22 protein-coding genes are annotated in these 26,452 nt (G+C 64.2%); 3 read left to right on the top strand and 19 right to left on the bottom strand.

Features of this window, described 5'->3' with window-relative positions:
• Positions 1-20: 20 nt before the first annotated feature.
• The 3 genes from HALZIN_RS0105440 to HALZIN_RS0105430 are packed head-to-tail and all read left to right on the top strand — an operon-like array spanning position 21 to position 3,616.
• Complete coding sequence (locus tag HALZIN_RS0105440) at positions 21-1,340, top strand: PqiA/YebS family transporter subunit (protein WP_084173378.1); 1,320 nt, start codon at positions 21-23, stop codon at positions 1,338-1,340.
• The gene (gene pqiB / locus HALZIN_RS0105435; protein ID WP_031383222.1) at positions 1,333-2,976 is read left to right on the top strand and encodes an intermembrane transport protein PqiB; all 1,644 of its coding nucleotides are present in this window, start codon (positions 1,333-1,335) and stop codon (positions 2,974-2,976) included. Before HALZIN_RS0105440 ends, pqiB begins: the two co-directional genes overlap by 8 nt.
• 28 nt (positions 2,977-3,004) lie before the next feature.
• Entirely contained in the window at positions 3,005-3,616 is a 612-nt protein-coding gene (locus tag HALZIN_RS0105430) for a PqiC family protein (protein ID WP_031383221.1), read from the top strand.
• A gap of 7 nt (positions 3,617-3,623) precedes the next feature.
• Here the strand turns inward: HALZIN_RS0105430 and HALZIN_RS0105425 are convergent, their stop codons facing one another.
• The 19 genes from HALZIN_RS0105425 to flhD form a co-directional block, all read right to left on the bottom strand.
• Positions 3,624-4,343, bottom strand: coding sequence for an RNA polymerase sigma factor FliA (locus HALZIN_RS0105425; RefSeq protein WP_031383220.1), 720 nt, complete (start codon positions 4,341-4,343; stop codon positions 3,624-3,626).
• 302 nt (positions 4,344-4,645) lie between these two features.
• Entirely contained in the window at positions 4,646-5,107 is a 462-nt protein-coding gene (locus HALZIN_RS17405) for a flagellar protein FlhE (RefSeq protein ID WP_084173376.1), read from the bottom strand.
• On the bottom strand, positions 5,104-5,640 hold the full coding sequence (locus tag HALZIN_RS0105415; protein WP_031383218.1) for a hypothetical protein: 537 nt from the start codon (positions 5,638-5,640) through the stop codon (positions 5,104-5,106). Before HALZIN_RS0105415 ends, HALZIN_RS17405 begins: the two co-directional genes overlap by 4 nt.
• On the bottom strand, positions 5,637-8,012 hold the full coding sequence (flhF, locus tag HALZIN_RS0105410) for a flagellar biosynthesis GTPase FlhF (protein WP_031383217.1): 2,376 nt from the start codon (positions 8,010-8,012) through the stop codon (positions 5,637-5,639). Before flhF ends, HALZIN_RS0105415 begins: the two co-directional genes overlap by 4 nt.
• Entirely contained in the window at positions 8,002-10,086 is a 2,085-nt protein-coding gene (gene flhA / locus HALZIN_RS0105405) for a flagellar biosynthesis protein FlhA (RefSeq protein WP_150113083.1), read from the bottom strand. The genes flhF and flhA overlap by 11 nt, the downstream gene beginning before the upstream one ends.
• On the bottom strand, positions 10,083-11,249 hold the full coding sequence (gene flhB, locus HALZIN_RS0105400; RefSeq protein ID WP_031383215.1) for a flagellar biosynthesis protein FlhB: 1,167 nt from the start codon (positions 11,247-11,249) through the stop codon (positions 10,083-10,085). Before flhB ends, flhA begins: the two co-directional genes overlap by 4 nt.
• A gap of 185 nt (positions 11,250-11,434) precedes the next feature.
• On the bottom strand, positions 11,435-12,097 hold the full coding sequence (gene cheZ / locus HALZIN_RS0105395; RefSeq protein WP_031383214.1) for a protein phosphatase CheZ: 663 nt from the start codon (positions 12,095-12,097) through the stop codon (positions 11,435-11,437).
• 27 nt (positions 12,098-12,124) lie between these two features.
• Entirely contained in the window at positions 12,125-12,514 is a 390-nt protein-coding gene (gene cheY / locus HALZIN_RS0105390; RefSeq protein WP_031383213.1) for a chemotaxis response regulator CheY, read from the bottom strand.
• A gap of 39 nt (positions 12,515-12,553) precedes the next feature.
• Entirely contained in the window at positions 12,554-14,254 is a 1,701-nt protein-coding gene (locus HALZIN_RS18595) for a methyl-accepting chemotaxis protein (RefSeq protein ID WP_031383212.1), read from the bottom strand.
• 71 nt (positions 14,255-14,325) lie between these two features.
• Positions 14,326-15,387, bottom strand: a complete 1,062-nt coding sequence (locus HALZIN_RS0105380) for a protein-glutamate methylesterase/protein-glutamine glutaminase (protein WP_031383211.1) — start codon at positions 15,385-15,387, stop codon at positions 14,326-14,328.
• 63 nt (positions 15,388-15,450) lie between these two features.
• On the bottom strand, positions 15,451-16,320 hold the full coding sequence (locus HALZIN_RS0105375; protein WP_031383210.1) for a CheR family methyltransferase: 870 nt from the start codon (positions 16,318-16,320) through the stop codon (positions 15,451-15,453).
• Positions 16,321-16,358: 38 nt separating this feature from the next.
• Positions 16,359-18,530, bottom strand: a complete 2,172-nt coding sequence (locus HALZIN_RS0105370; protein WP_031383209.1) for a methyl-accepting chemotaxis protein — start codon at positions 18,528-18,530, stop codon at positions 16,359-16,361.
• Positions 18,531-18,595: 65 nt separating this feature from the next.
• Complete coding sequence (locus HALZIN_RS18590) at positions 18,596-20,290, bottom strand: methyl-accepting chemotaxis protein (protein WP_031383208.1); 1,695 nt, start codon at positions 20,288-20,290, stop codon at positions 18,596-18,598.
• 393 nt (positions 20,291-20,683) lie between these two features.
• Positions 20,684-21,193, bottom strand: a complete 510-nt coding sequence (gene cheW / locus HALZIN_RS0105360; RefSeq protein WP_031383207.1) for a chemotaxis protein CheW — start codon at positions 21,191-21,193, stop codon at positions 20,684-20,686.
• Positions 21,190-23,334 (bottom strand): chemotaxis protein CheA, encoded by a 2,145-nt coding sequence (gene cheA / locus HALZIN_RS0105355; RefSeq protein ID WP_035575177.1) that lies wholly within the window; start codon positions 23,332-23,334, stop codon positions 21,190-21,192. The genes cheW and cheA overlap by 4 nt, the downstream gene beginning before the upstream one ends.
• A 3-nt stretch (positions 23,335-23,337) precedes the next feature.
• The gene (gene motB, locus HALZIN_RS0105350; protein WP_084173372.1) at positions 23,338-24,297 is read right to left on the bottom strand and encodes a flagellar motor protein MotB; all 960 of its coding nucleotides are present in this window, start codon (positions 24,295-24,297) and stop codon (positions 23,338-23,340) included.
• Positions 24,294-25,166 carry a flagellar motor stator protein MotA gene (motA, locus tag HALZIN_RS0105345; RefSeq protein WP_031383204.1) on the bottom strand — a complete coding sequence of 291 codons (873 nt, stop codon included), beginning with the start codon at positions 25,164-25,166 and terminating at the stop codon, positions 24,294-24,296. Before motA ends, motB begins: the two co-directional genes overlap by 4 nt.
• A gap of 105 nt (positions 25,167-25,271) precedes the next feature.
• Positions 25,272-25,886 carry a flagellar transcriptional regulator FlhC gene (gene flhC / locus HALZIN_RS0105340; RefSeq protein WP_051907389.1) on the bottom strand — a complete coding sequence of 205 codons (615 nt, stop codon included), beginning with the start codon at positions 25,884-25,886 and terminating at the stop codon, positions 25,272-25,274.
• Positions 25,887-25,889: 3 nt separating this feature from the next.
• Positions 25,890-26,225 (bottom strand): flagellar transcriptional regulator FlhD, encoded by a 336-nt coding sequence (flhD, locus tag HALZIN_RS0105335; protein ID WP_031383202.1) that lies wholly within the window; start codon positions 26,223-26,225, stop codon positions 25,890-25,892.
• Positions 26,226-26,452: the final 227 nt, after the last annotated feature.

The raw sequence follows: 26,452 nt of genomic DNA, 5'->3' as shown, positions 1-26,452 counted from the left end.
CGCCACAGGACGCTGACACGGTGACCGCCGATACGCAACCGCCCGATACGCTGACGGATAGCGGCGCTGGTTCGCCACGCCCGAGCCGGCGCCGGCTGCGTGCCTGCCACGAGTGCGACTGGCTGGTGGCGCTGCCGCCGCTGAGCCCGGGGCAGAAGGCAGACTGTCCGCGCTGTGGCCATAGTCTCGCCCAGCGTCACAATCGACCGGCACAGCGCAGCCTGGCGCTTTCGCTGGCAGCGCTGGTTGCGCTGATCGTCGCGCTGTCCTTCCCCTTCATCAGTTTCGAGGTCAGCGGCATTAGCAACCGCATCGAGCTGGCCCAGACCGTACGCAGCCTGGTCGGCTACAGCCAGCCATGGGTGGCCATCAGCGTGGCGCTGAGCGTCGCCGTGCTGCCGGCCCTCTATCTTGCCTGCGTCGCCTGGCTGCAGCTCGGCCTGCTGAGTCGCGAACCGCTGCCCTTCAGCCGCGGCATCGCGCGCTCGCTGAGCCATCTGCACCCGTGGATGATGGCCGACGTGTTCATCATCGGTGCGCTGGTCAGCTTGATCAAGGTGGCCGGCCTCGCCGAAGTCAGCCTGGGCGTCTCGTTCTGGGCCTTCTGCCTGTTCGCCATCCTGCTGTTGCTGACCACGCAATCGCTCGACAGCGACTGGATGTGGTTCTCGCTGGCCGGCGAACCGCTCGCGCCCGAACACAGCCGCACCGGCGCTCCGGCCGCCGAGCAGGGTCTGGCCGGCTGCCAGACCTGCGGCCTGGTCAATGCGCTCGATGGCCACGGACGCGGACGCTGTCGACGCTGCGGCGAAGCGCTGCACGCACGTCAGCCGCGAAGCCTGCAGCGGACCTGGGCCCTGCTCGTCACGGCGACGATCCTGTATCTGCCGGCCAACATCTACCCGATCATGACCACCACTTACCTTGGCGAAGCCAACCCGTCGACGATCATCGGCGGCGTGATCCAGCTCTGGCAGATGGGCTCCTATCCGGTCGCCACGGTGATCTTCGTCGCCAGCATTCTGGTGCCGGTCGGCAAATTGCTCGCCCTCGGCTGGCTGTGCATCGCCGTGCGCCGCAGCGGCGGCTATCACCGCATCGTGCGAACCCGGCTCTATCGGCTGACCGAGTTCATCGGCCGCTGGTCGATGGTCGACGTCTTCGTGGTGGCGATTCTGGTCGCCCTGATTCGCGCCGGCAGACTGATGTCGATCACCCCGGGGCCGGCCGCGCTGGCCTTCATGTCGGTCGTGGTATTGACCATGCTTGCCGCCATCACTTTCGATCCGCGCCTGCTGTGGCAGCCGCCCGTTCCCGCCAAGGAATCCCCTCATGCCTGAAGCGCATCGCGCCCAACGTCATGTTCAGTCGCGCATTTCACCGATCTGGATCGTACCACTGGTGGCAGTGCTGATCGGCCTGTGGCTGGTCTACGACAACGCCAGCCGGCGGGGCCCCGAAATCACCCTCGAGATGCCCACCGCGGAAGGCATCGAAGCGGGCAAGACGCTGATCAAGACGCGTAATGTCGAGGTCGGGCGGGTCAAGAACGTACGCCTTTCGGATGATCTCTCGCATACCGTGGTCACCGCCCGCATGAGCGAGGATGCCGAACGCATGCTCAATGCCGGCAGCCGCTTCTGGGTAGTCAAGCCGCGTATCGGCCGTGAGGGCATCAGCGGGCTGAATACCGTGCTGTCGGGGGCCTATATTCAGTTGCAGCCCGGTCAGAGCGATAAACCGCAATATCAGTTCACCGTCCTCGACCAGCCACCGGTCGCACCGCCCGGCGCCAAGGGCATTCGTATCAATCTGGTCAGCAAGCTGGGCAGCTCGCTGCGGGTCGGCGACCCGGTCACTTACCAGGGCTTCACCGTGGGCCGTGTCGAGGATGCCTCGTTCGACCCGCAGGATCGGGAAATGCGCCATCGTCTGTTCATCGAATCGCCCTATGACGTATTGATCACCGAAACCACTCGCTTCTGGTCGGCCTCAGGCATCAACGTCAAGCTCAGTTCCGAAGGGGTCAACGTCCAGCTGGAATCGCTGGAAACGCTGGTCGGCGGTGGTGTGACGTTCGGCATTCCCGAGGACATTCCGCCGGGGGCCAAGGCCAAGCCGGACAGCACCTATACGCTCTATGCCAATGAGGAGGACGCCCTCCAGGGCACCTACAACCGCAATCTGGAGTATGTGCTGCTGGTCGACGACACCGTGCGCGGCCTGTCGAAGGGCTCACCGGTCGAATACCGGGGGGTGCGCGTCGGCACGGTGGTCAGCGTTCCCTGGCGCTTCACGGCGCCGCAGCCGGAGACTCGCCAGCGCTTCGCGATTCCGGTATTGATCCGCATCGAGCCACAGCGGCTGACCCTCGATGACCAGCCCGTTGATCTGGATGAGTGGGAACAGCGCTTCAAGAAGCTGTTCGAGTACGGCCTGCGCGCCTCGCTCAAGGCCGGCAACCTGCTCACCGGCGCACTGTTCGTCGATCTCAACTTCAACAAGGAGCTGGCTGGCGAGTACACCCCGGAGACCTTCGAGAAGCGCACCGTCTTCCCCACCACGTCGGGGGGCTTTGCGCAGATCGAGCAGAAGGTCTCGAACCTGCTCGACAAGCTCAACGAGTTGCAGGTCGAGCCGATTCTCGACAAGCTCGATCGCACCATGGCCACCTCGCAGGCAACCCTCGAGGAAGTCCGCGCGAGCGCCGAATCGCTCAAGGCTATGCTGGAGGATCCGGCGACACGCGCAATACCCGGCAATGTCAACGAGTCATTGAAGCAGCTGCAGCGCACGCTCAAGGGTCTCTCCCCGGACTCGCCGGCCTACCGCGAACTCAACGCTACGCTGCAGAGCATCGAGAAACTGGTACGCCAGCTGCAGCCATTGGCCGAGACGCTCAGCGACAATCCCAATGCACTGATCTTCGATCGCAGTCCGGGGCCGGATCCGGTGCCCCGGGCGCCCGGGCGCTGAGCGCAAGGCCAAGTCAAGGAGCAAAGACATGACACGCAGATTACGCGGGGCGCTGATGGTTGGCGCACTGTTCGCCCTGGCGGGTTGCGCCGGCTCGCCGACCACCGAACGCTATACCTTGCCTGCCCCGATGAATGACGCAGTGTCCGGGGTGGGCCCGTCTGACGCCGCGACGCCAGACTACAGTCTGGTCATCGACCGGGTGAGCGTAGCAGGCTATCTCGACAACCCGGGTATCGTGCTGCAACCCGACGCGATTCGCCTACGCCAGGCCAGCAGTCACCAATGGGCCGAGGCACTCGACCAGCAACTCGGCCGGGGGCTGCGTCAACGGCTCGCCGCGGAACTTCCCGACACGCGAATTCTCGTGGAAGGCGACCCCCCCGAAGCCCTGCATCTGCAAGTCAATGTCGAGCAGTTCCAGGGCCATTACCAGGGCGTAGGCATGGCCAGCGGCTACTGGCAGTTGCGAGCAGCGAACGGCGATCTGCTGCTCGAGCGCAACTTCTCGGCCAGCACTCCGCTCGCAAAGGACGGTTATCCGGCGCTGGTGCGCGCGCTGGGAGCAAGCTGGGACAAGGTGGCGGCGAATTTCGCCGCGCAGATTCGTCGACTGCGTGCCTCGGGCACAGTCGACTAGTACCGCGTCACAGCGACGCTTGCGCCTCGTCGGAAGCCAGCTGGCCGCGCAGCCGGGCTACCGCCTGGCTATGCAACTGGCAGACTCGCGACTCGCTGACGCCGAGTACCGCGCCAATCTCCTTGAGGTTGAGTTCTTCCTGATAGTACAGCCCCAGCAGCAGCTTTTCGCGCTCCGGTAGCTTGTCGATGGCTGCCACCAGACGCGCCCGCTGCTCGTTGCTTACCAGCGCATCGAAAGGCGATTTCGGTGACGACTCGCCCCCCTCCGGCTCGCCGCTCTCCTCGATCAAGTCCTCGAAGCCGAGCAGGTGGCCACCGTTGGTATCGGCCAGTCGCTGATGATAGTCAGCGAGACTCAGCGATAGATGATCGGCAATCTCGCGCTCCTCGGCGGGACGCCCGAGTTGCTGTTCGAGACGCCGGGTAGCCTCGTCGATCTCCCGCGCGTTACGCCGCACGCTACGCGGCACCCAGTCGCGGCTGCGCAGCTCATCGATCATCGATCCGCGTATGCGCTGGCTGGCATAGGTGGTGAAGCTTGCCCCCTGGTCGGCGTTGTAGCGTCCCAGCGCATCGAGCAAGCCAACCATTCCGGCCTGGATCAGGTCATCGAGATCAACGCTGGCCGGCAGCCTTACCTGCAGCGCCAGCGCCTGGCGCCTGACAACCGGCAGATACTGGTCGAGCAAAGCATGCTGATCGATCTTACCTTGTGCCGTATACATTCCGCGTCTGGAACCTGTGTGACCGTGGCAGCACCAAAGCGGCTACCGATGGTGGGATTATTACTCCGCGCCGTCCCGCGCCAAGCGATGAATACCCCATTTCGTGAAAGGTTATTCAAGCTTTTAGCGATGCGTTGTGCTTTAGAGGGTGTTTACAAAGTAGGCGAGCGAAGGCAAAACAAGGCAAAAGCAGACGAAATAGCGGAGTTTACAAGAGGTTAAATGAGCATATTGACCGGGCTCGCGAACGAGGATGTTTTTAACGCAGTATTGGCGAGCGCAGGCACTTTGTAAGCACTCTCTCAGTGATAGTTGACGATCAGCTGTAACCCTTCGATCCGCAGCGGCGCCGATGGGCGTGCCGATTCGGGCAGGCGAAAGCGCATCACGAAGGGCCCGGTGGCGGCCAGCCCGGCCAAGGCCCTGCTCTGCCCGCGCGGGGTGGCGAGCCACAGGCAGCGCTGCGGATGACACAGCCGGGTTTCCAGTCGCGCGCTACCCGGCGGCGGGGTAAACCGCCAGCTAACGGACGTGATCTCGGCACTCATGGGCGTCCCAGGCGGTAGGAATGGCTGGGAGACGACCTCGCGCCCCGGCGTATAGAGCCTGACGCTCGGCGCGTCGCCGACCCAGCTACCGGCCGCCCCGGCGCTGACGGGCGCAGAAAAGACAGCCGGCAACCCCAGGCTCGTCAACCACAGACTCGTCAACGCAACGCCCGACAGCCGCCGCAGGTCGCGCCGCGCCGAGCGTCGAGCGCTCATCGCGATGCCTCGGAGGGGAGCCGCGGACGCCGCGGCAGCGGCACGATCCAGAGTTCGAGGCCCAGAAACTCGGCCGCGGCCTGCTGAAGGTTGCTCAGCAACCCCGCTCGCGAGGCAAACGGCGGATGCACCAGCAGCAAGCGCTTGGGACCACCACGTTGAGCCAGCCGCTTGAGCGTGCGATAGGCACGACGAAAGCCGTCGCCCTCGCCGCCTACCCACAGCGCCCAGTGCCCCTGCTGACCCAGCAGCGTGGCAAGATGCGGGCTGTCGACAGCGATCGGCACCAATCGCCATTGCTCGGGCTCACCCACCCAGCGCTGACCCTGTTCGCGCCAGCGCTGCAAGGCGTCATGCACCGGTTGCAGCGAGGCATTCTCACCGCCCGCCAGGCCAACGATCATCAGCACCCGCGACGCAACGGCCGGGGCCACGGTCGCCTTCGTCTCCAGCTCCTGGTGTTGCTCGGGCTGGCTGCCAAGCCCGGCCTGCGCCCAGCGCCGCAAGCCGGCCGCTTGATCGATCTGGCTCACGGTTGAGTCCTGTCATCCCGTCTCTGACCGCTCACCTGCAGCAAGGCGTCGCGGGCAGTGAATAGATACCAAAGCGCCTCGAGCAGCGCCTGGGCACTGCGCTTGCGACCACTGCCGAGCATGCTCAGCAGCTGGCCGCGGACGTCCACCGCCCAGTCGGCCTGCTCCTGATCGAGCCGGATCGCCAGCGACGCCAGCGCGGTGGCGATCCACACACGCAGCTCGTCATCCACGCGCATCGCCTGCGAGGGTGCCAGCCACTGCCAGGCGCGACGCGCCAGCAGCGGCAGTTCTTCATGGGCCAGCTGGGCGGCAAAGGCCGCGAGACCGTTCGCGGCATCGCCCGACGGCATCAACCAGTAGCGATGCGCCAGCGAGCGCCCGCTATCCGGGTCGCTCAGGTTGACGAACCAGGCCGTGAGCGAATCCGGGGAATCCAGCGCCACGGCCAACCGAGCGCTCTTGAGTCGGACGCTGCGACCGCGGTAACGGCATGTTCGACTCGCCTCGGGCGTGGCGTGGGCTGCCAGTGCCGCCAGCTTGTGGCGCACGCCGTCGACGCTGACCCGGGTGTTGGCCTGCGTCGTGGCCACCCAACGCACGCCTGCTACGTCGAGTTCATGGCGCGTCGCTGCCACCGGGCAGCGCGGCAGCCATTGCATGTGCAGTCCCAGCCGCGCAGCAAAGTGCAGCTTCTGCGACTCGCCGGCGGGCTGATGATGCGTCGCCCAGGGCAGCGTCTGCGCCAGCCCCTCGCTGTTGAGCGGCACGGCCGGCAAGTACCAGTCGCTGCCCTTGACCGCGGCACTGCGCGGCCACAGCAGGCCATGTGAAGGCTCGCTGCCGAACGCTGCGCTTTCACCGCCATCGCCGCGCCAGGCCGCGTGCAGCCGCGGCAGCTGTTGCTGCTGGGCCTGCAGCGGATAACCCAGCCACGGCCAGGCCGATTCGAGCTGGGCAAAGCCGCCGACGTGCTCGCGCAGGCGGGCGAACAGCGTCGCCAGGTTGCGTCCCTGGCTGAACAGGCCGCGCGACAAGCTTTTCCAGCGTCGGGGCGATGAAGTGCGCTGCCACTCCAGCGGGTCGCCGCTGAAGGCCGAGTCGTCGCCCACCGCCAGGGCCTGGTCGACCAGCGCCTGGCGATCGGCAAGCTGCAGATCCTCGGGTACCTGCTGACCCTGCGAGACGTAATGCAGACGCAACCCGTGGCGTATGGCGATATCCAGTACCGCACCGAGCCGCGGGGCCTCGTCGACCTTGGTCAGGATCGCCCCGTAGAGCGGCGCCCCCGCGGCGAGCGAGGCGCGTTGATAGGTTTCCACCACCTCGTCGAGGGTTTCGCCATGACTGGCGGCATTGAGCAGCAGCAGGCGGCGGACCGGGCGCGGTGCGTTTTGGCTCGATTCGCCGAGCATCGCCACCTGGCCGACCAGGCGCTGATCGCGCTGGCTCATGCCGACGGTATCGATGATCACCAGGCGCTTGTCGTCGAGCTGCGCCAGCAATTCGCCGAGCGGCGCGTCGTCGGCCAGCGCGTGGACCTCGACGCCCAGCAACCGGGCATAGATACGCAGCTGTTCGTGGGCGCCGACACGATAGCTGTCGGTGGTGATCAGCGCGACCCCGCCGGCGCCGTGGCGCATGACGTAGCGCGCCGCCAGCTTGGCGGTGGTCGTGGTCTTGCCGATTCCGGTGGGCCCGAGCAGCGCGAACACACCACCCTGATCGAGCAGGCCGGCTTCGTCCTCGAGCACCTCGAGGCGCCCGCCGAGCTGACGATGCAACCAGGCGGCGGCCCCGGACGGGTCGCCATGAACCAGCTCGCCGGGCAGCGCGTCGAGCAGTTCACGCGCCAGCGCATTGCCGAAGCCGGCATTCTGCAACCGGCAATTGAGCCGGTGGCGGTTGTCCTCCTTGTCCGCCTCGCCCGCCGCGGGTTCCTGGCGGGCCTGCCGGTCGGCGATCAGCATGCGCAGATCCTGCATCTCGTCGAGCAGGCGTGCGCTGAAGGCGGCGAAATCGCCCGGCGGGCCCTGGTCCTGGTTCCCCGCGGGGGCCGGCTGAGCAGCGGCAGGCGTGACGGACGCCACCGGCGCGGGTCGCGACGGCACAGGCGGCGACTGGGAAGCCTGGCGCTCGGGCAGATAGGCCCGCGCGGCACTGCTGGCCGCGCCGGCCTGCGGTTCGCGGGGTGCGGCTTGGCGTTCGACGGGCAAGGCATCCGCCGGCCCCGGCTCTTCGGCCAGGGCGAGTATCTCGACCCCGGCATCGACGCGGCGATTGGCCAGGATCAAGGCGTCTTCGCCCAGTGCGGCGCGCACCTGGCGCATCGCATCGCGGCTGTTGGCAGCTATGAAACGTCTAACGCTCATCAACGCCTCCGATCAGCGTGGTTACTCGAATCGTGCGGTCATCCGGAATCTCGGCCTGCGACATCACCACCAGGTGACGCAGGCGGCGGCGCAAAAAGCGCGCCAGCAGCGGGCGCAGCGACGGCGTCACGACCAGCACGGGCGGCTCGCCCAGCGCCTCCTGGCGGGCCAGCCCGGCCTCGGTCTGCTGCATCAGGGTATCGGCCAGCCCGGGCTCGATCGCCCCGCCGCCGTTCATCGCCTGACCGAGCACCTGTTCCAGGTTGGCGTCCAGGCCAATCACATGCAGCTCGCTGTTGCCCGGGAACCATTGCTGGGTAATCGCCCGTCCCAACGCCATGCGCACCACCGAGGTCAGGTCGTGGACATCGCTCTGCGCGGTGGCGTGTTCGGCCAGGGTATCGAGGATGGTTCGCAGGTCGCGAATCGAGACCTCCTCCTCGAGCAGGTTCTGCAACAGCCGCTGCAAGACGGTCAGCGACACCAGCTTGGGCACCACATCCTCGACCAGCGCCTTGTTGTCCTCGCCCAGCTTGTCGAGCAGCTGCTGCGTCTCGTGACGGCCGAGCATGTCGCCGGCGTGCTCGTGCAGCAGGTGGTTGAGGTGCGTCGCCACCACCGTACCGGCATCGACCACGGTATAGCCATAGATCTGCGCCTGTTCACGCTGACTGCCGTCGATCCACACCGCCGGCAGGCCGAACGCCGGGTCCTGGGTGGGCGCGCCCTCGAGATGGCCCGAAACCTGGCCCGGGTCGATCGCCAGCCACTTGCCGGGATAGGCTTCGGCGCGTCCGACCTCGACGCCCTTGAGAGTGATCACGTACTGGTTGGGACCGAGCTCCAGATTGTCGCGAATATGCACCACCGGCGGCAGGAAGCCGACCTCCTGGGCGAACTTCTTGCGCACGCTCTTGATCCGTCCCAGCAGCTCGCCATCCTGGCGATGATCGACCAGCGGAATCAGCCGATGGCCGACCTCGAGCCCCAGGGTATCGACCAGCTGGACATCGTCCCAACTGGCTTCGGGCACGTCGGGTGTCGTTACCGGCTGCTTGTTGACGACCTCTTCGGCGAGCTTGTTCTCGCGCTGGCGAATCATCCACCAGGCCAGCGCGCCGAGCGCCACGCTGAACAGCAGGAATACGAAGTTGGGCATGCCCGGTACCAGGCCCAGCAGACCCATTACACAGGCCGACAGAATCAGCACGTGGGGATTGTTGAACAGCTGGCCCATCATCTGCTGGCCGACATCCTGCTCGGTGTTGACCCTCGAGACGGTGACGCCCGCCGCGGTCGAGATCACCAAGGCCGGAATCTGCGCGACCAGGCCGTCGCCGATGGTCAGCAAGGTGTAGGTACGTGCCGCAGCGCCGAAGGCCATGTCATACTGCATCATGCCGATCAGCAGTCCGCCGATCAGATTGACGACCATGATGATCAGGCCGGCCACGGCGTCGCCACGCACGAACTTGCTGGCACCGTCCATCGAGCCGTAGAAGTCGGACTCCTGGGCGATCTCGGCGCGCCGTTGCTTGGCGTCCTCCTCGCCGATCAGCCCGGCGTTCAAGTCGGCATCGATGGCCATCTGCTTGCCGGGCATGGAATCCAGGGTGAAGCGCGCACCGACCTCGGCGATACGACCGGCCCCCTTGGTGATGACCATGAAGTTGATGACCACCAGAATCAGGAATACCACCAGACCCACCGCGAAGTTGCCGCCGATCAGGAACTCGCCGAACGCCTCGATCACCTTGCCCGCCGCATCGCCCCCCTCATTGCCCTCCATCAGCACCACCCGGGTCGAAGCGACGTTGAGCGACAGTCGCAGCAAGGTGGTGAACAGCAGCACCGCCGGGAAGGCCGCGAAATCCAGCGGCTTGCTGGTGAACATGCTGACCAGCAGCACCATGATCGCCAGCGCGATGTTGAAGGTGAAGAACATGTCCAGGGCGAACGGCGGCAGCGGCAGGATCATCATCGACAGAATCATGATGATCAGCACCGGCCCGGCCAGCAGCTTCATGGGGACGTTGCCCAGCCAGTTCTGGCCCAGGGTATTCATCAAACTCATCGCGTTTCCTCGCGGGAAGAGGCATCGTGGGGGCTATCCGCCATTTCAACGGGCACCTGGATATCGCGCGGCGGCTCGGGCATCTCGCCGCCCTCCTGGCGCACCTGACGCAGACGAAACGCCCACGCCAGTACTTCGGCGACCGCGGTGTACAGATCGGCCGGGATCTCCCGGTCGAGATCGACATGCCGGTACAGCGCCCGCGCCAGTGGCGGGGCCTCCAGGCGCGGAATGCGGTGCTCGTCGCCGATCTCGCGGATGCGCGCGGCCACCGCATCGGCGCCCTTGGCGACGACCCGCGGCGCCCCCATATCGCTGTCGCGATAGCTCAGCGCGACCGCATAATGCGTGGGGTTGGTGACGATCACGTCGGCCTCGGGCACCTTGCTCATCATCCGCCCGCGCGCCATCGCCTGCTGCTGCTGGCGGATGCGACCCTTGACCTGCGGGTCGCCTTCGGATTCCTTGTGCTCCTTCTTGATCTCGTCCTTGGTCATGCGCAGTTGCTTGTTGTGACTCCACAACTGATAAGGCACATCGATCAGAATCACCACCACCAGCGACAGCACGATCAAGCCGCTGCATATCGCCGTCAGCTGCATGGCGTGATAGAAGGCCTGCTGGACCGGCTGGTTCATCAGTCCCAGGAACTCGTCGCGCTTGTACCACAGGAAGACGAACGCCACGCTGCCGGTGAGCAGCGACTTGGCGACGGCCTTGGCCAGTTCGGCCAGCGCCTGGGTCGAGACCATCTTCTTCAACCCCTTCGCGGGGTTGAGCTTGGAAAACTTGGGTTGCAGCGACTTGCCGGAAATCAGCCAGCCGCCGAGCAGCGCGGGGGCGACGATCGCAATGACCGCCAGCAGCAGAAACAACGGGATCAGCGCGAATAGCGTGTTGCTGCCGAGCACCCAGACACTGGACATCATCCGCGCCGTGTCGAAAGTGATGCCGCGATCGAAAATGAACGATTGTTCCATGACCAGCCCGAGCTGATCGTAAAGCATGCCGCCCATCGTCCACAGGCCGATGACGCCGCCAAGCAGCATCAGGAAGGTGGAAAGTTCGCGCGAGCGTGCAACCTGCCCCTCCTCCCGCGCCTTTTCCAGGCGTCGCGGCGTGGGGTCTTCGGTCTTTTCCTCGTCGCTGCTGTTGTCGGCCATGGTCCCCGCGCCGGGTTTTCGGCAAAATTCTAACGAGGCTTATTCTGCGCGGGGGCGGCAGTCAACAAACACGCAAAAAGCGCGACGAATCGGGCGTTAATCCACGATTGTCGCGCGGCAGGCTATTCAAGAGCGCAAGGGTCAGGCCACGACAGCGCAACGGTCGCTGGCCACCGCCTGACGGATCAGAAGCCCAGCGAGTCCAGCAAGTCGTCGACCTGGCCCTGGTCGCTGACCACGTCAGTGCCTTCGGACTTGATCTGCGGCCCGTTGAGCAGCGAGGTCTCGCGCTCGTTGACCAGCGTCTTGCGCAGTTCCTGGCGATCCTGACTGTCCGGCACGTTATCCAGCAACACCTGAACGAGCTGGTTCTCGATCTCCTTGATCATGTCCATCATGCGCTTGATCACCTGGCCGGTCAGGTCCTGAAAATCCTGGGCCATCATGATCTCGAGCAGTTCGGCATTGGTCGCGCGCGTCTGTGCAGGCACCGCGCTCAGATAGGCACGCGTATCGACCACCAGCTCCTTGGCCTCGTCGAGCTCCTTGGGCTCGGCGAACCACTGCGCCCAGCGCGTGTCGAGTTCCTCGGCACGACTTTCCAATGCATCCTGGATCGGCTGGGCACGGTCGATGGCGTTGAGCGCCCGCTCGGCGGCCTGCTCGGTCATCGTCGCCACGTAGCTCAGCCGATCGCGCGCGTCGGGGATCGCCTCGGCGGCCTTCTCGATCTCCTTGTCCAGTCCCAGTTCCCGCATGCTGTCTCGCAACATGCGCGTCACCTGCCCGATCCGCTGGACCAGGTCCTCACCCTGCTGAGTGCCGGCATGCTGCGCTTGAACGCTCATTGCTTGCCCTCCTCCACGAAATTGGTCTTATTTGCCCAGCTTTTCGAAAATCTTGTTGAGCTTTTCTTCCAGCGTGGCCGCGGTGAAGGGCTTGACGACATAACCGTTGGCGCCTGCCTGGGCGGCGGCAATGATGTTTTCCTTCTTCGCCTCGGCCGTCACCATCAGCACCGGCAGCGACTTGAGCGCATCGTCGGCGCGGATCTGCTTGAGCATCTCGAGGCCATCCAGATTGGGCATGTTCCAATCGGAAACCACGAACTCGAAGCCACCGGCACGCAACTTGCCCAGCGCGTCCTGGCCGTCCTCGGCCTCCTCGACGTTGGTGTAGCCCAGCTCCTTGAGCAGGCTACGCACGATACGGCGCATGGTGGGAAAATCGTCCACCACCAGGATGCTCATGTTCTTGTCGGCCATCTTGCTTCCTCATCTCAATCGGGTTTGGGCAACGCGTTGTCAGAATTCCTGCCAGTCGTCTTCGCTCTCGAGCAACGGCTCGGGCTTGGCGGAACGACGGGCGGCTGGTGTCTGGCCGGGTGTGACGCCAGCCTGCGGCAGCGCCGGTGTGGCGCCAGCGGCACGCTGTTCCGCCCGGCCGTCGTCGGCCAGGCGGAACAGCGCTACAGCCTGCTCCAGCCGATCGGCCTGTTCTTCCAGCGAGGCGGCGGCGGCGGCGGCCTGCTGAACCAGTGCCGCATTCTGCTGAGTGACCTCGTCCATCTGCGAGACGGCGGTCCCGACCTGGGTGATACCATCGCTCTGTTCCTGCGAGGCCGCCGAGATCTCGTCCATGATGTCGGTCACCCGGCGCACCGCGGATACGACATCGCGCATGGTGGTGCCGGCTTCTTCGACCAGCGTCGAGCCCTGCTTGACCTGGGTGACCGAGCCGTCGATCAATTCGCGGATCTCCTTGGCCGCCGACGCACTGCGGCTCGCCAGGTTGCGCACTTCGCCGGCGACCACCGCGAAGCCCCGTCCCTGCTCGCCGGCCCGGGCCGCCTCGACCGAGGCATTGAGCGCAAGAATATTGGTCTGGAAGGCGATCGAATCGATCACCCCGGTGATATCGGCGATCTGCTTGGAACTCGCGGAAATCCCCTGCATGGTGGTGATCACCTGATCGACCACCTCGCCGCCGCGCCCGGCCGTCGACGACGCCTCGTTGGCCAGCGTGCTGGCCTGGCGGGCATTGTCGGCGTTCTGCTTGACGGTCGCGGTCAGCTCTTCCATGCTCGCCGCGGTCTCGGCGATCGAAGCCGCCTGCTGGTCGGTGCGTGAAGACAGGTCGGTGTTGCCGCCGGCGATCTCGCGGGTGCCCAGATAAATCGAGCCACTGCTGTCGCGCACCGTGCGCACGGTCTTGGAAAGACCCTGCTGCATGTCGCGCATGGCGGCGAACAGCTGGCCGATCTCGTTGCGCGTCGTCGCGGCGATCTCGTGGGACAGATCCGCCTTGGCGATGCGCTGGAAATGCTCGACCGCCTCGCGCAGCGGCCCAACCACCAGGCGCGCCAGCCCCAGGCGCAGCGCGGCGAGCAACAGCAACGCGAAGACCACCACGCCCAGGCCGATCAGCTCGCTTTGCCGGATCTCGAAGTAATAGTCGCTGACGACCTGATCACCACGCTTGCCGGCATAGCCCACGAAATCGGTCATCGCCTGGTCGAAAGCTGCGCTAAGGGAACTTTCTTGCGCCTTGAGCGCATCGAAGGTCTCCATGTCGAGTTGTTCGAGCGCGGTCATCTGCCCCACGAGGTTGTCGAACAGCGCCGTCATGTTGGTTTCGAGCGGCACGGTATACGGCTTTCCGGCGTCGGTCTTGGGCACCGCCGCGAAATTGGCGAAGCGCGCCCGGGCGCGCTCGAGATACCCCCTGGCCTCGCCGAGATAGCCCTTGGCTTCGGCGAAGCGCCCCATCATGCGCTCGGAGACGACATCGTTGGTGCGCATGCGACTGTAGAGCATCAGCGATTCGGCGCGGCCGATCTCGTTGAGCTGCTCGACGTTGATCCGGTTCAGCGTAGCGATCGAGGCTTCGCTGATGCGATCGGTCCGATAACCCAATGTAGCGATGATCAGGATCAGCACGCCGAAGGTCACCACGGCGACACTCAGCAACGAACTAATGGACAGGTTGGCGAACAGGCGTTTCATAGGGCTCTCTTCAGTTTCGGCATTATTGACGTTGCAGCTTGATTAACGTTGAGGCTTGGCGGCGCACGGCGTCAGACGCGTTGGGCACGTCCCGAGGACGCCACCTGCTGCATGATCTTGCTCGCCATCTGCTCCAGATCGACGGTTTCGACGGCGCCACCCACCGCGACCGCTTCGCGGGGCATGCCGTAAACCACGCAGGTCGCTTCGCTCTGGGCCAGCGTATGGGCGCCGGCCTTGCGCATGTCCAGCAGCCCCGCGGCGCCATCCTTGCCCATGCCGGTGAGAATCACGCCGATCGCATTGCGCCCGGCGTTCTTGGCCGCCGAGTTGAACAGCACGTCCACCGAGGGGCGGTGGCGATTGACCGGTTCGCCGTCGTCGAGCGCCACCACATAGTTGGCGCCGCTACGCGAAAGCTTGAGATGGCGATCGCCAGGGGCGATGTAGGCGTGGCCGGGCAACACCCGCTCGCCGTCCTCGGCCTCCTTGACGCTGATCCGGCACAGCCGGTCGAGGCGTTCGGCGAACGAGCGGGTGAAACCGCCCGGCATGTGCTGGGTGATCAAAATCGCCGGGGTATTGGCCGGCAGCGGCTCGAGCACATGGCGGATCGCCTCGGTGCCGCCGGTCGAGGCGCCGATGATGATCAGCTTCTCGCTGGAGATGAACGGCGCCCTGATCGGCTCGGCCGGTGCGTCCTGCTGGCGGCGCCCAGCGCGCGGACGCGATCGGGCGGCGGCGCGAATCTTGTCGGCGATCATCTCGCTGTAGTCGAGCATGCCGCTGCGGATGCCCAGTTGCGGCTTGGAGACGAAATCCACGGCGCCAAGTTCCAGCGCGCGCAGGGTGATCTCCGAGCCCGCCTGAGTGAGCGACGAGACCATCAAGACCGGCATCGGACGCAGCCGCATCAGGCGCTCGAGGAAATCGAGCCCATCCATGCGCGGCATTTCCACGTCCAGCGTCAGCACGTCGGGATTGGTGCGTTTGATCAGGTCACGTGCCACCAGCGGGTCGGGCGCTGTCGCCACGACTTCCATGTCCGATTGCGAGTTGATGATCTCGCTCATCAGGTCACGGATCAGCGCCGAGTCATCGACACACAGTACCTTGATCCTGGGGGCGCTCAAGGGCTCTCTCCTTTCCTTCCCCCGAGCGGACACGCCGCTCGGGGGATTACCATAGTCTTGGTGTTATCGGCTTGCCGATGGACGACTTGAGGGTTGCGAAGCCAACTCGTAGACGGTCTGGCCGCGCAGCCGGAACGCCTGGCTGATGTAGGAAAAATTCTCGGAATGGCCGGCAAACAGCAGTCCGTTGGGCTTGAGCAATGGCACGAAACGCTCGAGGATTTTCGCCTGGGTCTGCTTGTCGAAATAGATCATGATGTTGCGGCAGAAAATCGCATCGAAGCCGCCATCCAGCCCCCAGTTCGGCGCCAACAGGTTGAGCTGGCGCAGTTCGACCAGGGCAGTCAGCTCGGGACGTATTCGCGCCAGGCCGGCGCGAGCGCCACCGCCGCGCAGGAAGAACTGCTTGCGCCGCGCCTCGCTCAACTTGAGCACCTGCTCGAGGGGATAGACTGCCTCACGGGCCTTGGCCAACGCCTCGGTATCGATGTCGGTGGACACGATTCGCGCCTCGCGGGCACGCGTCCCCAACGCCTCGTGCAGCGTCATGGCGATGGAATACGGCTCCTCGCCGGTCGAGGCCGCCGCGCACCAGATACGCACCGGCGCCGTACTGGCCGCCACATGGTTGGCGAGCAGCGGAAAGTGATGCGCTTCGCGGAAAAATGCCGTCAGGTTGGTGGTCAGCGCATTGGTGAAGGCCTCCCACTCCTTGGAGTCGGGCTGACGCTCGAGGCGCGCCAGATACTCCGAGAACAGCGTCAGCTTGTGGTGGCGCAAGCGCCGCGCGAGGCGGCTGTAGACCATCTCGCGCTTGTGCTCCGCCAAGACGATGCCGGCGCGCTGATAGATCAGCTTGCGCACGCGATCGAAGTCCGTATCGGTCATGGTCAGATCGCGCTCCAGGGAAGCGCTCGTGGCGCTCCCTGCCATGACGGCACCCAGCTTGTCGGAATAGTCCACTCGGCTGTTCAAAAGGCCTCCCATTCGGATTCACTGCCGGCGAGGCGCGCTGGAGTCCTGGCCGGCTTCGCTGACGAGGCAGCGCTTTCCGAAGTCGCATGGCTGAGTTCGCGACGGCGCTCGGCCGCCTTGAAGCGACTCGCCCGATCGACGCTCTCCTTGCCGCTGCCCGCCAGGCGCAACACCGCCACCGCGTCGGCCAGCCTGCTCACTTGCTCATCGAGGCTTTGCGCCGCACGCGCCGAACTCTGCACGCGTTCGGCGTTCTGCTGGGTCACCTCGTCCATCTGGGCGATCGCCTGGTTGATCTGGTCGATGCCGCCGGTCTGCTCGTCGGAGGCCGAGGCGATCTCGCCCATGATGTCGTTGACCTTGAGCACCGCGCCGACCACGCTCTCGATCGAGCGCTCGGCGCGCTTGACCAGCGCCGCACCGCTGTCGATCTCCTGGGCGGAACCGTCGATCAGCGCGCGGATCTCGCGAGCGGCGTCGGCGCTGCGCCCGGCCAGGTTGCGCACTTCGCTGGCGACCACCGCGAAGCCGCGGCCCTGCTCGCCGGCCCGCGCCGCCTCGACCGAGGCGTTGAGCGCCAGGATGTTGGTCTGAAAGGCGATCGAGTCGATCACCCCGATGATCTCGGAAACCTTGCGCGAGCTGTCGGTGATCCGGCCCATGGTGTCGACCACCTCGTTCATCACCTCGCCGCTCTCGCGCACCGAGCTCGCGGCGTTGCTCGACAGGCCACTGGCCTCGCGGGCATTGGAGGCGTTCTGCTTCACCGTGGCGGTCATCTGCTCCATGCTCGAGGCGGTTTCCTGCAGCGACGCGGCCTGCTGCTCGGTGCGCGACGACAGATCCTCGTTGCCATCGGCGATGTCCCGCGACGCCGGGCGCACGATGCCCACACTGCGATCGACATCCTTGACGATGCTCGCCAGGCTCAGACGCATGATGTTCAGCGAGGCCATCAGTTCGCCGATCTCGTCGTTGCGATTGCCAGGCATGGTCGCCGCCAGATTGCCGGCGGAAATCTGCAAGGTGAAACGCTTGGATTCATTGAGCGGCCGGCGTATCGCGCGCATGCTCATGGCCCCCATGACGATCAACAGCAACAACCCCACCAGACCCAGGATCAGCTGGGCGGCAATGATCCGCTCCTTGATCTTTCGAGCCTGCTCGACCAATGCCTGGGCCGCCTCCTGCTTGGCCGAGACCAGGCCGCTGACAATGGCACTCAACCGCTCGCCTTCCGGTTTCAGCACATCGTTATAGGCCAGGTAGGCCTGATAGGACTCGCCGTCGGTCAGGCTCTGAGTGGTCGCCAGCAATCCCGCCTCGAGGTAATTTTCGAGCCCTTCGGCGAACGTCGCCGCCTCTTGGGTTTGGTTGACTTCACGAGCCATGTAGTTGTCCCACACCACGTTGATCTCCACGGCCATCTCCTCGACCTTGGCGACCGTGTCCTCGAAGTCACCGGCCATGGGGTTGCTCACCGGACCAGCCAGCATCGACCGACCACGGTTCATCAATTGATCGATCCGCTGCAACCGGGCGACGTCCTTGAGGCCGTTGTCGTTGACCGACTGCAGGCGCTCAGCCGAGGTTTGCAGACCGTAGAGGCCCAACGCGCCACTGGCCACCAGCAACAGCACCGCCAGCGCGATCATCGTCGCCATGCGCCCCTGCAGCGAGCGCAGGCGTACCCGGCTCAGCCAACCGATCATCCCGCGGCGCACGATCTGCCCGCGCACCAGCTTGACTCCCCCGCTCTTGCCGGCACGCAACTGCGCGTAGATCCGTTCGGCGTAGGCGCAGGCCTCGGGCTCGGCCTTGACGCGCACCGAGGCATAGCCCTGCAGCTCGCCCGCCTCGAAGATCGGCGTGACGCTGGCGTTGACCCAGTAATGATCGCCATCCTTGCGCCGGTTCTTGACCAGGCCACGCCAGGATTCGCCGGCTTCCAGCGTTTCCCAGAGATTGGCAAACGCCGCTTCGGGCATGTCCGGGTGGCGCACCAGGCTGTGCGGAGCACCGATCAGCTCCTCCCGGGCAAAGCCGCTGACCTCGACGAAGGCCGGGTTGGCATAGGTGATGCGCCCCTTGAGATCGGTCCGCGAGATCAGGTAGTGCTCGTCGTCGAGCACGTATTCGCGTTGGCTGATGGGCTGGTTGTTGCGCATGCGTGCTTCCCTTGATTGTTTGTATTGCGGCGTGACAAATGCCGCTTATGGTGGTTGCCCGAGGGTCAGAACGACTCCCAATCGAGTTCCTCGCTCCTGGCTGGGGGGGTGGGCGAACCCTGACGACGCGCCGGCAAGGCGGCCTGGCTCGCGGCTGCCCTGGCTGACGGCCGGGTGGCGGCCTCGGCGCTGGCCTGCTGCTCCCGGGCGAGCTGAAACTGGGCCACGGATTCGCGCAGCCGCTCGGCCTCCTGAGCCAACGTGGCGGCGGCGTGCGCCGACTCCTGCACCAGCGAGGCATTCTGCTGGGTGACCTGATCCATCTGGCTGATCGCCTGGTTGGTCTGGCCGATGCCGTTGCTCTGCTCCTGCGAGGCGGCGGCAATCTCTTCCATGATGTCGTTGACGCGCTGCACGGCGGTGACGATATCGGTCATGGTGCTGCCGGCTTGATCGACCAGTTGCGAGCCGGTATCGACCCGCGATACCGAGGCCTCGATCAGCCCGCGAATTTCCTTGGCGGCGCTGGCGCTGCGGCTGGCCAGGTTGCGCACTTCGTCGGCGACCACCGCGAAGCCGCGGCCCTGCTCGCCGGCCCGCGCCGCCTCGACCGAGGCGTTGAGCGCCAGGATATTGGTCTGGAAGGCGATCGAGTCGATCACATCGATGATATCGACGACCTTGTGCGAGCTATCGCTGATATCGCGCATGGTATCGACGACCTGACCGACCACGCTGCCGCCGCGCTCGGCCGTCTGGGCGGCGCTCTCGGCAAGCTGGCTGGCCTGGCGGGCATTGTCGGCGTTCTGGTCGACGGTCGAGGTCAGCTGCTCCATGCTCGAGGCAGTCTCGGCCAGCGAGGCAGCCTGCTGCTCGGTACGCGCCGACAGGTCATTGTTGCCATTGGCGATGCTCTGCGAATCGCGATAGATCGACTGGCTGCTGCGCCGCACATTGCCGACGGTGCGCGACAGCCCGTCCTGCATGCGTTCCAGCGCCGAGAACAGCTTGCCGATCTCGTTGCTGCCGCGGCGTTCGACGGGTGCCGACAAGTCGCCCTCGGCCATCCGCTCGAAATGAGCGACGACACGCTCCAGCGGGCGAATGACGTTTTTGGTGATACCCCACAGCACGCCCAGGATCATCGCAAGCGCCACCATCAGCGCCACGCCAATGGCGACCTTCAGCGCAACCGCCATGCTGTGGAATTCGCCATACAGCGCGCGGCCTTCGGCTTCGGCCGTCCCGAAAAAGGCCACGGCGCTGTCATAGAAGGCATCGCTGAGTTCCTGCAAGGGCCCTGCGAACTCGCTGTAGGCGGCAAGATCCATGTCGCTCAATGCCGCCACCTGCGGGGTCAGCGCCTCATCGACCAGGGATTGGAAGTTGGTCTTGATCCTTTCGACCAGCGCCTGGTGCCCGGGCTGTACCGGAATGGCCTTGAACTGTGCGAAGGTCTCGCGCACCTCGTCGAGCCGGGCCGGCAATGAATCGAGCTGGGATGCCTGCGATCCCCAGGTCGAACCGGTCATCCGTGCGTATTCGTTCTGAATGGTCAAGCGCAGATTGAGCAGTTGACTGTTGACCCGATTGAGAGTCGCTTGCTGTTCGACATTGACACGATTCAGCGTGCCCAACGCCTGCTGGCTGTACTGCACGGCGTACCAGCCCAGCGCACTGACGCCCACCAGCAATGCACTGAACACCATCAATACCAGCAGCCAGCTGACCTTGACGGTCATGTTATCGAGTAGCTTCATGGTTCCCCTGCTTTCTATCGTTTTAATCAACAAGCGCCCGAGTTGAATGGCCACGTTACGACTCGGCCGTGGCCAACTCGCGGCCTGGCGCGAGCGTCTTTAGTAATGGCGAACAGGCTGATCGACGCCATGCCTGTCGTCAGGCCCTGGTATAGAAAGCTATCGGCAGACACGACGGATCCTTGATAGTGCGGGCGGGTTATCGCGGGTCAGGCAAGGAGTCGCCTAAGCGCTGAATGCAAGCCGTGAACGGCATGCAGCGCTCGAACAAAAGCCCCCGTTGCTCTGCGCGAACGGGGGCTTGACGTGTGAACCGACATACAGCGTTTCGAAAGCCCGAGTCGATCGGGCTCTCGAGGTCGTTCTTCTACTGTCAGAAGCGTTCCAGGACGATCACTTCTTGACGCTATCGACCAGGGCCATTTCCTCGCTGGTGAGCAGCTTGTCGATATCGACGAGTACCAGCATGCGGTCTTCGAGGCTGCCGAGCCCGCTCAGGTAATCCGAGGACAGCGTCACGCCGAACTCGGGCGCCGGCTTGATCTGCTCGGGAGTCAGGGTCATCACGTCGGACACACCGTCGACCACGATGCCGACGATGCGCTCACCGACATTGACCACGATGACCACGGTCTGGCCGCCATACTCGACGTTGTCGAGGTGGAACTTGATGCGCAGATCGACAATCGGCACGATCACGCCGCGCAGGTTGGTCACGCCCTTGATGAAATCGGGGGCATTGGCGATGCGCGTGACGTTCTCGTAACCGCGGATCTCCTGAACCTTGAGAATGTCCACGGCGTATTCTTCGCTGCCCAGCGAGAACACCAGGAATTCGCGGCTATGGGCGTCAGCGTTGTGCGCCTTGTCGGTCGGCGAGACAGTTTGGGTAACGGTGGTCATGACGGAATCACCTCTTGAATAGGCGTGTTGGTGACGGCAGAGCGCGGTGTGCTCTTGCGCCGGCTGAGACGATGGAGATCGGCGATGTCCAGGATCAATGCAACGCTGCCATCACCGAGAATGGTCGCCGCGGAAATCCCCGGCACCTTGCGGTAATTGGTTTCGAGATTCTTGACCACGACCTGCTGCTGGCCGACCAGATCGTCGACGACCAGGGCGTAACGACGCCCCTCGCCCTGCACGATCACCACGATGCTTTCGGTGATGTCGGTACGCGCGTTGGCCACGTCAAGCACGTGATGCAGGGCGATCACCGGCAGGTACTCGTCGCGCACCTTGAGCAGCAGATCGTCGCCGGCCATCGAATACAGCTCGGCGCGGGATGGCTGCAGCGACTCGAGTACCGCCCCCAGCGGCAGGATGAACATCTCCTCGCCGACCTTGATCGACATGCCGTCGAGAATCGCCAGGGTCAGCGGCAGCACGATGCGCGTCGTGGTGCCGCGGCCTTCGCGGGACATGATCTCGACATGACCGCCCATCGCCTGGATGTTGCGCTTGACCACGTCCATGCCCACGCCACGTCCGGAAACGTCGCTGACCTGTTCGGCGGTCGAGAATCCCGGCGCGAAGATCAACTGCCAGACGTCGTCGTCGCTCATGCTGTCGGAGACGGCGATACCGTTGTTTTCCGCCTTGGCGAGAATCTTCTGGCGCGACAAACCCGCGCCATCGTCGATGACCTCGATCAGGATATTGCCGCCCTGGTGCTGTGCCGAAAGCGTCAGTTTGCCGCCGCGCGGCTTGCCCGCCGCTTCACGGGCGTCGGGCATCTCGATGCCATGATCGAGACTGTTGCGCACCAGGTGCGTGAGCGGATCGATGATGCGCTCGATCAGGCTCTTGTCGAGTTCGGTGGACTTGCCTTCGGTGATCAGCTCGATATCCTTGCCGAGCTTGGCGGCAAGATCGCGGACCAGCCGCGGAAAGCGACTGAACACGTAATCCATGGGCATCATGCGGATCGACATGACCGCTTCCTGCAGGTCGCGGGCGTTGCGCTGCAGCAGGTTGAGCCCATTGTGCAGCGAGCTGTGTGTCACGCCATCGATTTCGCTGGCGGTCTGGTCGAGCATCGCCTGGGTGATGATCAGCTCGCCGACCAGATTGATGATCTGGTCGACCTTGTCGACCGGAACACGGATCGAGCTCGACTCGCTGGCCTTGTTCTTGGCCGCGGGCGCCTTGCTTTCGACGGGCTTGGGCGTCGTCGCGTTGCTTGCAACCGCTGCCGAGGTGTCTGCGAGCTGCTCGGCCGGCTCATCGCTGGCTTGGCCAGCCGGCTCGGGCCGCACTGAAGCGCTGGCCTCTACGCCCTCTTCTGGGGCCGGCTTCGCGACACGCTCGATGGCCAACTGCTCGGGCTCGACGATAAAGCACATCACCGCCTCGATATCCTCGGCGCTGATGCTCGCGCTCAGCTCGACGTCGTAGCGTTGGGCGTCGCCCTGCTGGGAGAGAATCGTGCCCAGTTGACCGAGCTCCTCGACCAGCAGCTGGCGATCCTTCTCGCCGACGCCGAGCAACGATACACGCAGCACCTCGTCGGCGTTCTGCGCATCGCTGTCATTAACGTCGGCTTCGTCCGTCGCTGCGCCAGGCCCCGCTTCGTCGCCGGCAGTGCTGACGGGCGCTGCAACCTCGGGCCCGCTCGCCGCCTGAGCCTGGGCGGCGGGCTCGCCCATCGACTTGCCCAGCTCATCGAGCGCCAGCTGCTTCAGCGTATTGCAGATCCGCTCGAAGGCCACCGGGTCGGGCTCGACGCCGTTGCGATAGGCGTTCATCTGTTCGTGCAACATATCCTTCGCTTCCAGAAAGGTATCGACGATGTCCCGACGCAGGGTCAGCTCGCCCCGGCGGGTATGGTCAAGCAGGTTCTCGAGGATATGGGTGGTTTCCTGCAGCACGACGAAGCCGAAGGTCCCCGCCCCACCCTTGATGGAATGCGCGGCGCGAAAGATCGCGTTGAGCAGTTCCGGGTCGGGGTCGTCGACATCCAAATCCAGCAGGTGGCGCTCCATATCGCCCAGGAGCTCCTCGGCCTCTTCGAAAAAGGTGTCATAGAAATCAGTGATATCCATGCGCTAATCCACTCGGGTCAAAGGGTCATTGGGCGCTTGCTCAGCGACAGGCAACCCCGGGTTCAAGGCGGGCACAGTATTCAGCTCTTCGGGCAGAATGGATGCCCCGGTTTCTGGCAGAACCGGGCTAGACGGGCCGCTCTGGAATTCGATGGCATCGGCGGTCTTGCGGTCCAGCACCACGATGCTGATGCGGCGATTGATCGGGTCCGTGGTGTCCTGCGCATTCAATGGCACCCGCGAGCCCATGCCGGCCACGCGCAGCAATTTGTCGGCATCCAGGCCGCCGGCCACCAGTTCCCGCCGCGAGGCATTGGCACGATCGGTGGACAGCTCCCAGTTGCTGTAGCCCTGCTCGCCGCCGACATACGGCAGACTGTCGGTGTGCCCACTCAGACTTATCCGGTTGGGCAATTCATTGAGCACCGGGGCGATCGCCCGAAGGATGTCGCGCATGTAATCCTCGACCTGGTCGCTACCCAACTTGAACATCGGCCGCCTATCGGTATCGACGATCTGGATGCGCAATCCCTCGGGAGTCATTTCCATGCGTAGCTGCGAGCGTAGATCGCGCAATTGAGGCTTGCTCTGGATTACCGATTCGATACGCCGTTCGAGGCCCAGCAGGCGACGCTGCTCGTCGCTGGGCCGGGTCTGCAGACGCGTATCGATGCGCTGGCGCTCACCCTCGCTGTATTTAGGATCGGGACCGCCGCCGGGAATCGCGCTGGTACTCGCCGTCGACTTGTCGCCGCCCGCCATCGCTACCGGCAAGGGCGTGCGGAAATATTCGGCAATGCTCGCCAGCTCCGATTCGCTCGCCGTGGAGAGAATCCATAGCACCAGGAACAAGGCCATCAGCGCGGTCATGAAGTCGGCGTAGGCGATCTTCCAGGAACCGCCATGATGCCCCTTGGCCTTTACCTTCTTGCGTTTGACGATGATTGGCCGATGGTCACTCATGAGCCACCCGTAGAATTCTTGGTCGAGCGCACATGATCTTCCAGTTCATCGAACGTCGGCCGTTCGGCGGTGAACAGCGCCTTGCGCCCGAACTCCACCGCCAGCTGCGGCGCGTAGCCATTGAGGCTCGCCATCAGCGTGACGCGGATGCACTGCAGCATCTTCACCGCTTCGGTGACCTGATGCAGGATCCGCCCGGCCAACGGGTTGATGAAGCCATAGGCCAGCAGAATGCCCAGAAAGGTACCGACCAGCGCATTGGCGATCAGGATACCCATCTCGCCCGCGCCCTGGTCGGCGGAGCCCAGCGCGTACACCACGCCCATGACCGCGGCGACGATACCGAATGCCGGCAGGCCATCGCCGACCGCATGCAACGCGTGGGAGGGAATTTCGGCTTCGTGCTGGAAGGTCTCGATTTCGTGTTCCATGAGCGCATCGATCTCGAAGGGATCCATGTTGCCGCTGACCATCAAGCGCAGGTAGTCGGTCAAAAAAGCCATGAGCATTGGATCGCCGAGCAGCCTGGGGTATTCGCCGAACAGCGCACTGTTTTGCGGATCGTCGATATCGCGTTCGATTGCCAGCATGCCGTCGCGGCGCGCCCTGGAAAGCAGCTTGTACTGCAAGGCCAGCAACTCCATGTACATGGCCTTGTTGTACTTGTTGGTACGCTTGAGCTTGGAGAAAGAGCGTAAGGTTGCCCTGATCGCCTTGCCGTTGTTGGACGCCACGAAGGCCCCCATGGCTGCTCCGACGATCATGAGGATTTCGGGCGGCTGATAGAGGGCGCCCAAGTACCCGCCAATCATCCAGTAGCCCCCGAACACGGAGCCAAGAACAATAAGATAACCAAGGGTAATTAACACATTAACTTCCTTCGCCTGAAAAGAACCGGGGCCTCTAACCTGTTATCGGCAGAGGCCCCGGTAGCTTGAGCCGGTAGCCCAAGAGAATGGCGAGAAAATCCGCTATCAGGCGCTTCGCCTATCGGCTGCCTCCTCGAGTTCGACCAGCGCCGTTATGGTCAGCTGGTCGGCCTGCCTGGCCGGGGCATGGGCAGCGGCTTCACGGCGCTTGCGCGTCTTGCCGGCGCGCGACGGCGGCTGACAGATACCGCAGACGAACGATTGGGCGGGGGTATGCGCATGCACGACGAAGCTTGCCTGGCAGCTGGTACATTCGCACAGTTCGAGCAGATCGCTTTCGAAGAAGCGCACCAGCGTCCAGGCCCGGGTCAGGCCGAGCACCGGTTCGGCACTTTCCAGGGAGAGCTGTTCGAGGTAAAGGCGAAAGGCGCGAACGAAGGCCCCCATGCGTTCGCAGTCGTGATCTTCAATCAAGCGCTGATAGATATTGTAGAAAAGCGATGAATGAATGTTGGGCAGCCAGGTAATGAACCAGTCGGTGGAAAATGGCAGCATGCCCTTGGGCGGCGACATGCCACGAACTTCCTTGTAGAGCTTGATCAAACGGGCACGGCTGAGATCGGTCTCGGTTTCCAATACTTGCAGGCGAGCGCCGAGTTCAATCAACTCGATGGCCATCTGTACCTGATGCATCTCTGTAACCAGGCTCTTGTCAGCCATGACTCACCTCCGACTCATGCGAACGGGGGAGGCGCTTGGCTGTCGCGATGCCATCGACAACGCGGCATGGATCTGACCCAGCCCCTGATCGCGCGGATCCTCGATAAGTCGGGTGAGCTGCTCGGGCTCGTCGAAGCACAGCCGGCACAGCAGCTGGTTGGAGCGCGCAAGCTGGCTAAGCTGCTTGACCGACAGCGAGGCCAGCAAGTCAGCCATCGACTCGTCGAGCTTGAGCCTGAACATGGCGGTGGCCCGGTCCTCGTTGAGCAATCGCTGGACCAGCAGCAAATAGGAAAGGTTGGTATCCTGAATGTCGCTCAGGAGGCTATCGATCGGCATCGTCATGAAACATTCCCTGCGTTGCGTTACGTAGTGTCGATGGGTCTAGGCCACCGACTTTTTATCGAACCGGGCCAACGTAGCGTCCGATTCGTCATTTATCGTAACCATATTGTGAGGCGTTTTTATGACGAACTTCAACATTCGTGAGTAGAAACTTAATTCTGTCAGCAGCGTACAGAACTACTTAAGTAACTGAATGTTAAGTGATTGCTTCAAAAAGCGAT

It is taken from the genome of Halomonas zincidurans B6 (genome assembly GCF_000731955.1).
GTDB lineage: Bacteria > Pseudomonadota > Gammaproteobacteria > Pseudomonadales > Halomonadaceae > Modicisalibacter > Modicisalibacter zincidurans.
Note: the sequence above shows the minus strand (reverse complement) of the source record. Positions and strands in the feature narration are given on the sequence as shown.

Excerpts from the sequence above, each read along its gene's own strand:
- flhB (WP_031383215.1), bottom strand. The coding sequence starts at position 11,249 with ATGGCCGACAACAGCAGCGACGAGGAAAAGACCGAAGACCCCACGCCG.
- flhF (WP_031383217.1), bottom strand. The coding sequence starts at position 8,012 with ATGAGCGTTAGACGTTTCATAGCTGCCAACAGCCGCGATGCGATGCGC.
- motB (WP_084173372.1), bottom strand. The coding sequence starts at position 24,297 with ATGAGTGACCATCGGCCAATCATCGTCAAACGCAAGAAGGTAAAGGCC.
- HALZIN_RS0105370 (WP_031383209.1), bottom strand. The coding sequence starts at position 18,530 with ATGCGCAACAACCAGCCCATCAGCCAACGCGAATACGTGCTCGACGAC.
- cheZ (WP_031383214.1), bottom strand. The coding sequence starts at position 12,097 with ATGAGCGTTCAAGCGCAGCATGCCGGCACTCAGCAGGGTGAGGACCTG.
- HALZIN_RS18595 (WP_031383212.1), bottom strand. The coding sequence starts at position 14,254 with ATGAAACGCCTGTTCGCCAACCTGTCCATTAGTTCGTTGCTGAGTGTC.
- cheA (WP_035575177.1), bottom strand. The coding sequence starts at position 23,334 with ATGGATATCACTGATTTCTATGACACCTTTTTCGAAGAGGCCGAGGAG.
- flhC (WP_051907389.1), bottom strand. The coding sequence starts at position 25,886 with ATGGCTGACAAGAGCCTGGTTACAGAGATGCATCAGGTACAGATGGCC.
- cheY (WP_031383213.1), bottom strand. The coding sequence starts at position 12,514 with ATGGCCGACAAGAACATGAGCATCCTGGTGGTGGACGATTTTCCCACC.
- HALZIN_RS18590 (WP_031383208.1), bottom strand. The coding sequence starts at position 20,290 with ATGAAGCTACTCGATAACATGACCGTCAAGGTCAGCTGGCTGCTGGTA.
- flhA (WP_150113083.1), bottom strand. The coding sequence starts at position 10,086 with ATGAGTTTGATGAATACCCTGGGCCAGAACTGGCTGGGCAACGTCCCC.
- cheW (WP_031383207.1), bottom strand. The coding sequence starts at position 21,193 with ATGACCACCGTTACCCAAACTGTCTCGCCGACCGACAAGGCGCACAAC.
- flhD (WP_031383202.1), bottom strand. The coding sequence starts at position 26,225 with ATGCCGATCGATAGCCTCCTGAGCGACATTCAGGATACCAACCTTTCC.
- HALZIN_RS0105430 (WP_031383221.1), top strand. The coding sequence starts at position 3,005 with ATGACACGCAGATTACGCGGGGCGCTGATGGTTGGCGCACTGTTCGCC.
- HALZIN_RS0105375 (WP_031383210.1), bottom strand. The coding sequence starts at position 16,320 with ATGGCAGGGAGCGCCACGAGCGCTTCCCTGGAGCGCGATCTGACCATG.
- HALZIN_RS17405 (WP_084173376.1), bottom strand. The coding sequence starts at position 5,107 with ATGAGCGCTCGACGCTCGGCGCGGCGCGACCTGCGGCGGCTGTCGGGC.
- pqiB (WP_031383222.1), top strand. The coding sequence starts at position 1,333 with ATGCCTGAAGCGCATCGCGCCCAACGTCATGTTCAGTCGCGCATTTCA.
- HALZIN_RS0105425 (WP_031383220.1), bottom strand. The coding sequence starts at position 4,343 with ATGTATACGGCACAAGGTAAGATCGATCAGCATGCTTTGCTCGACCAG.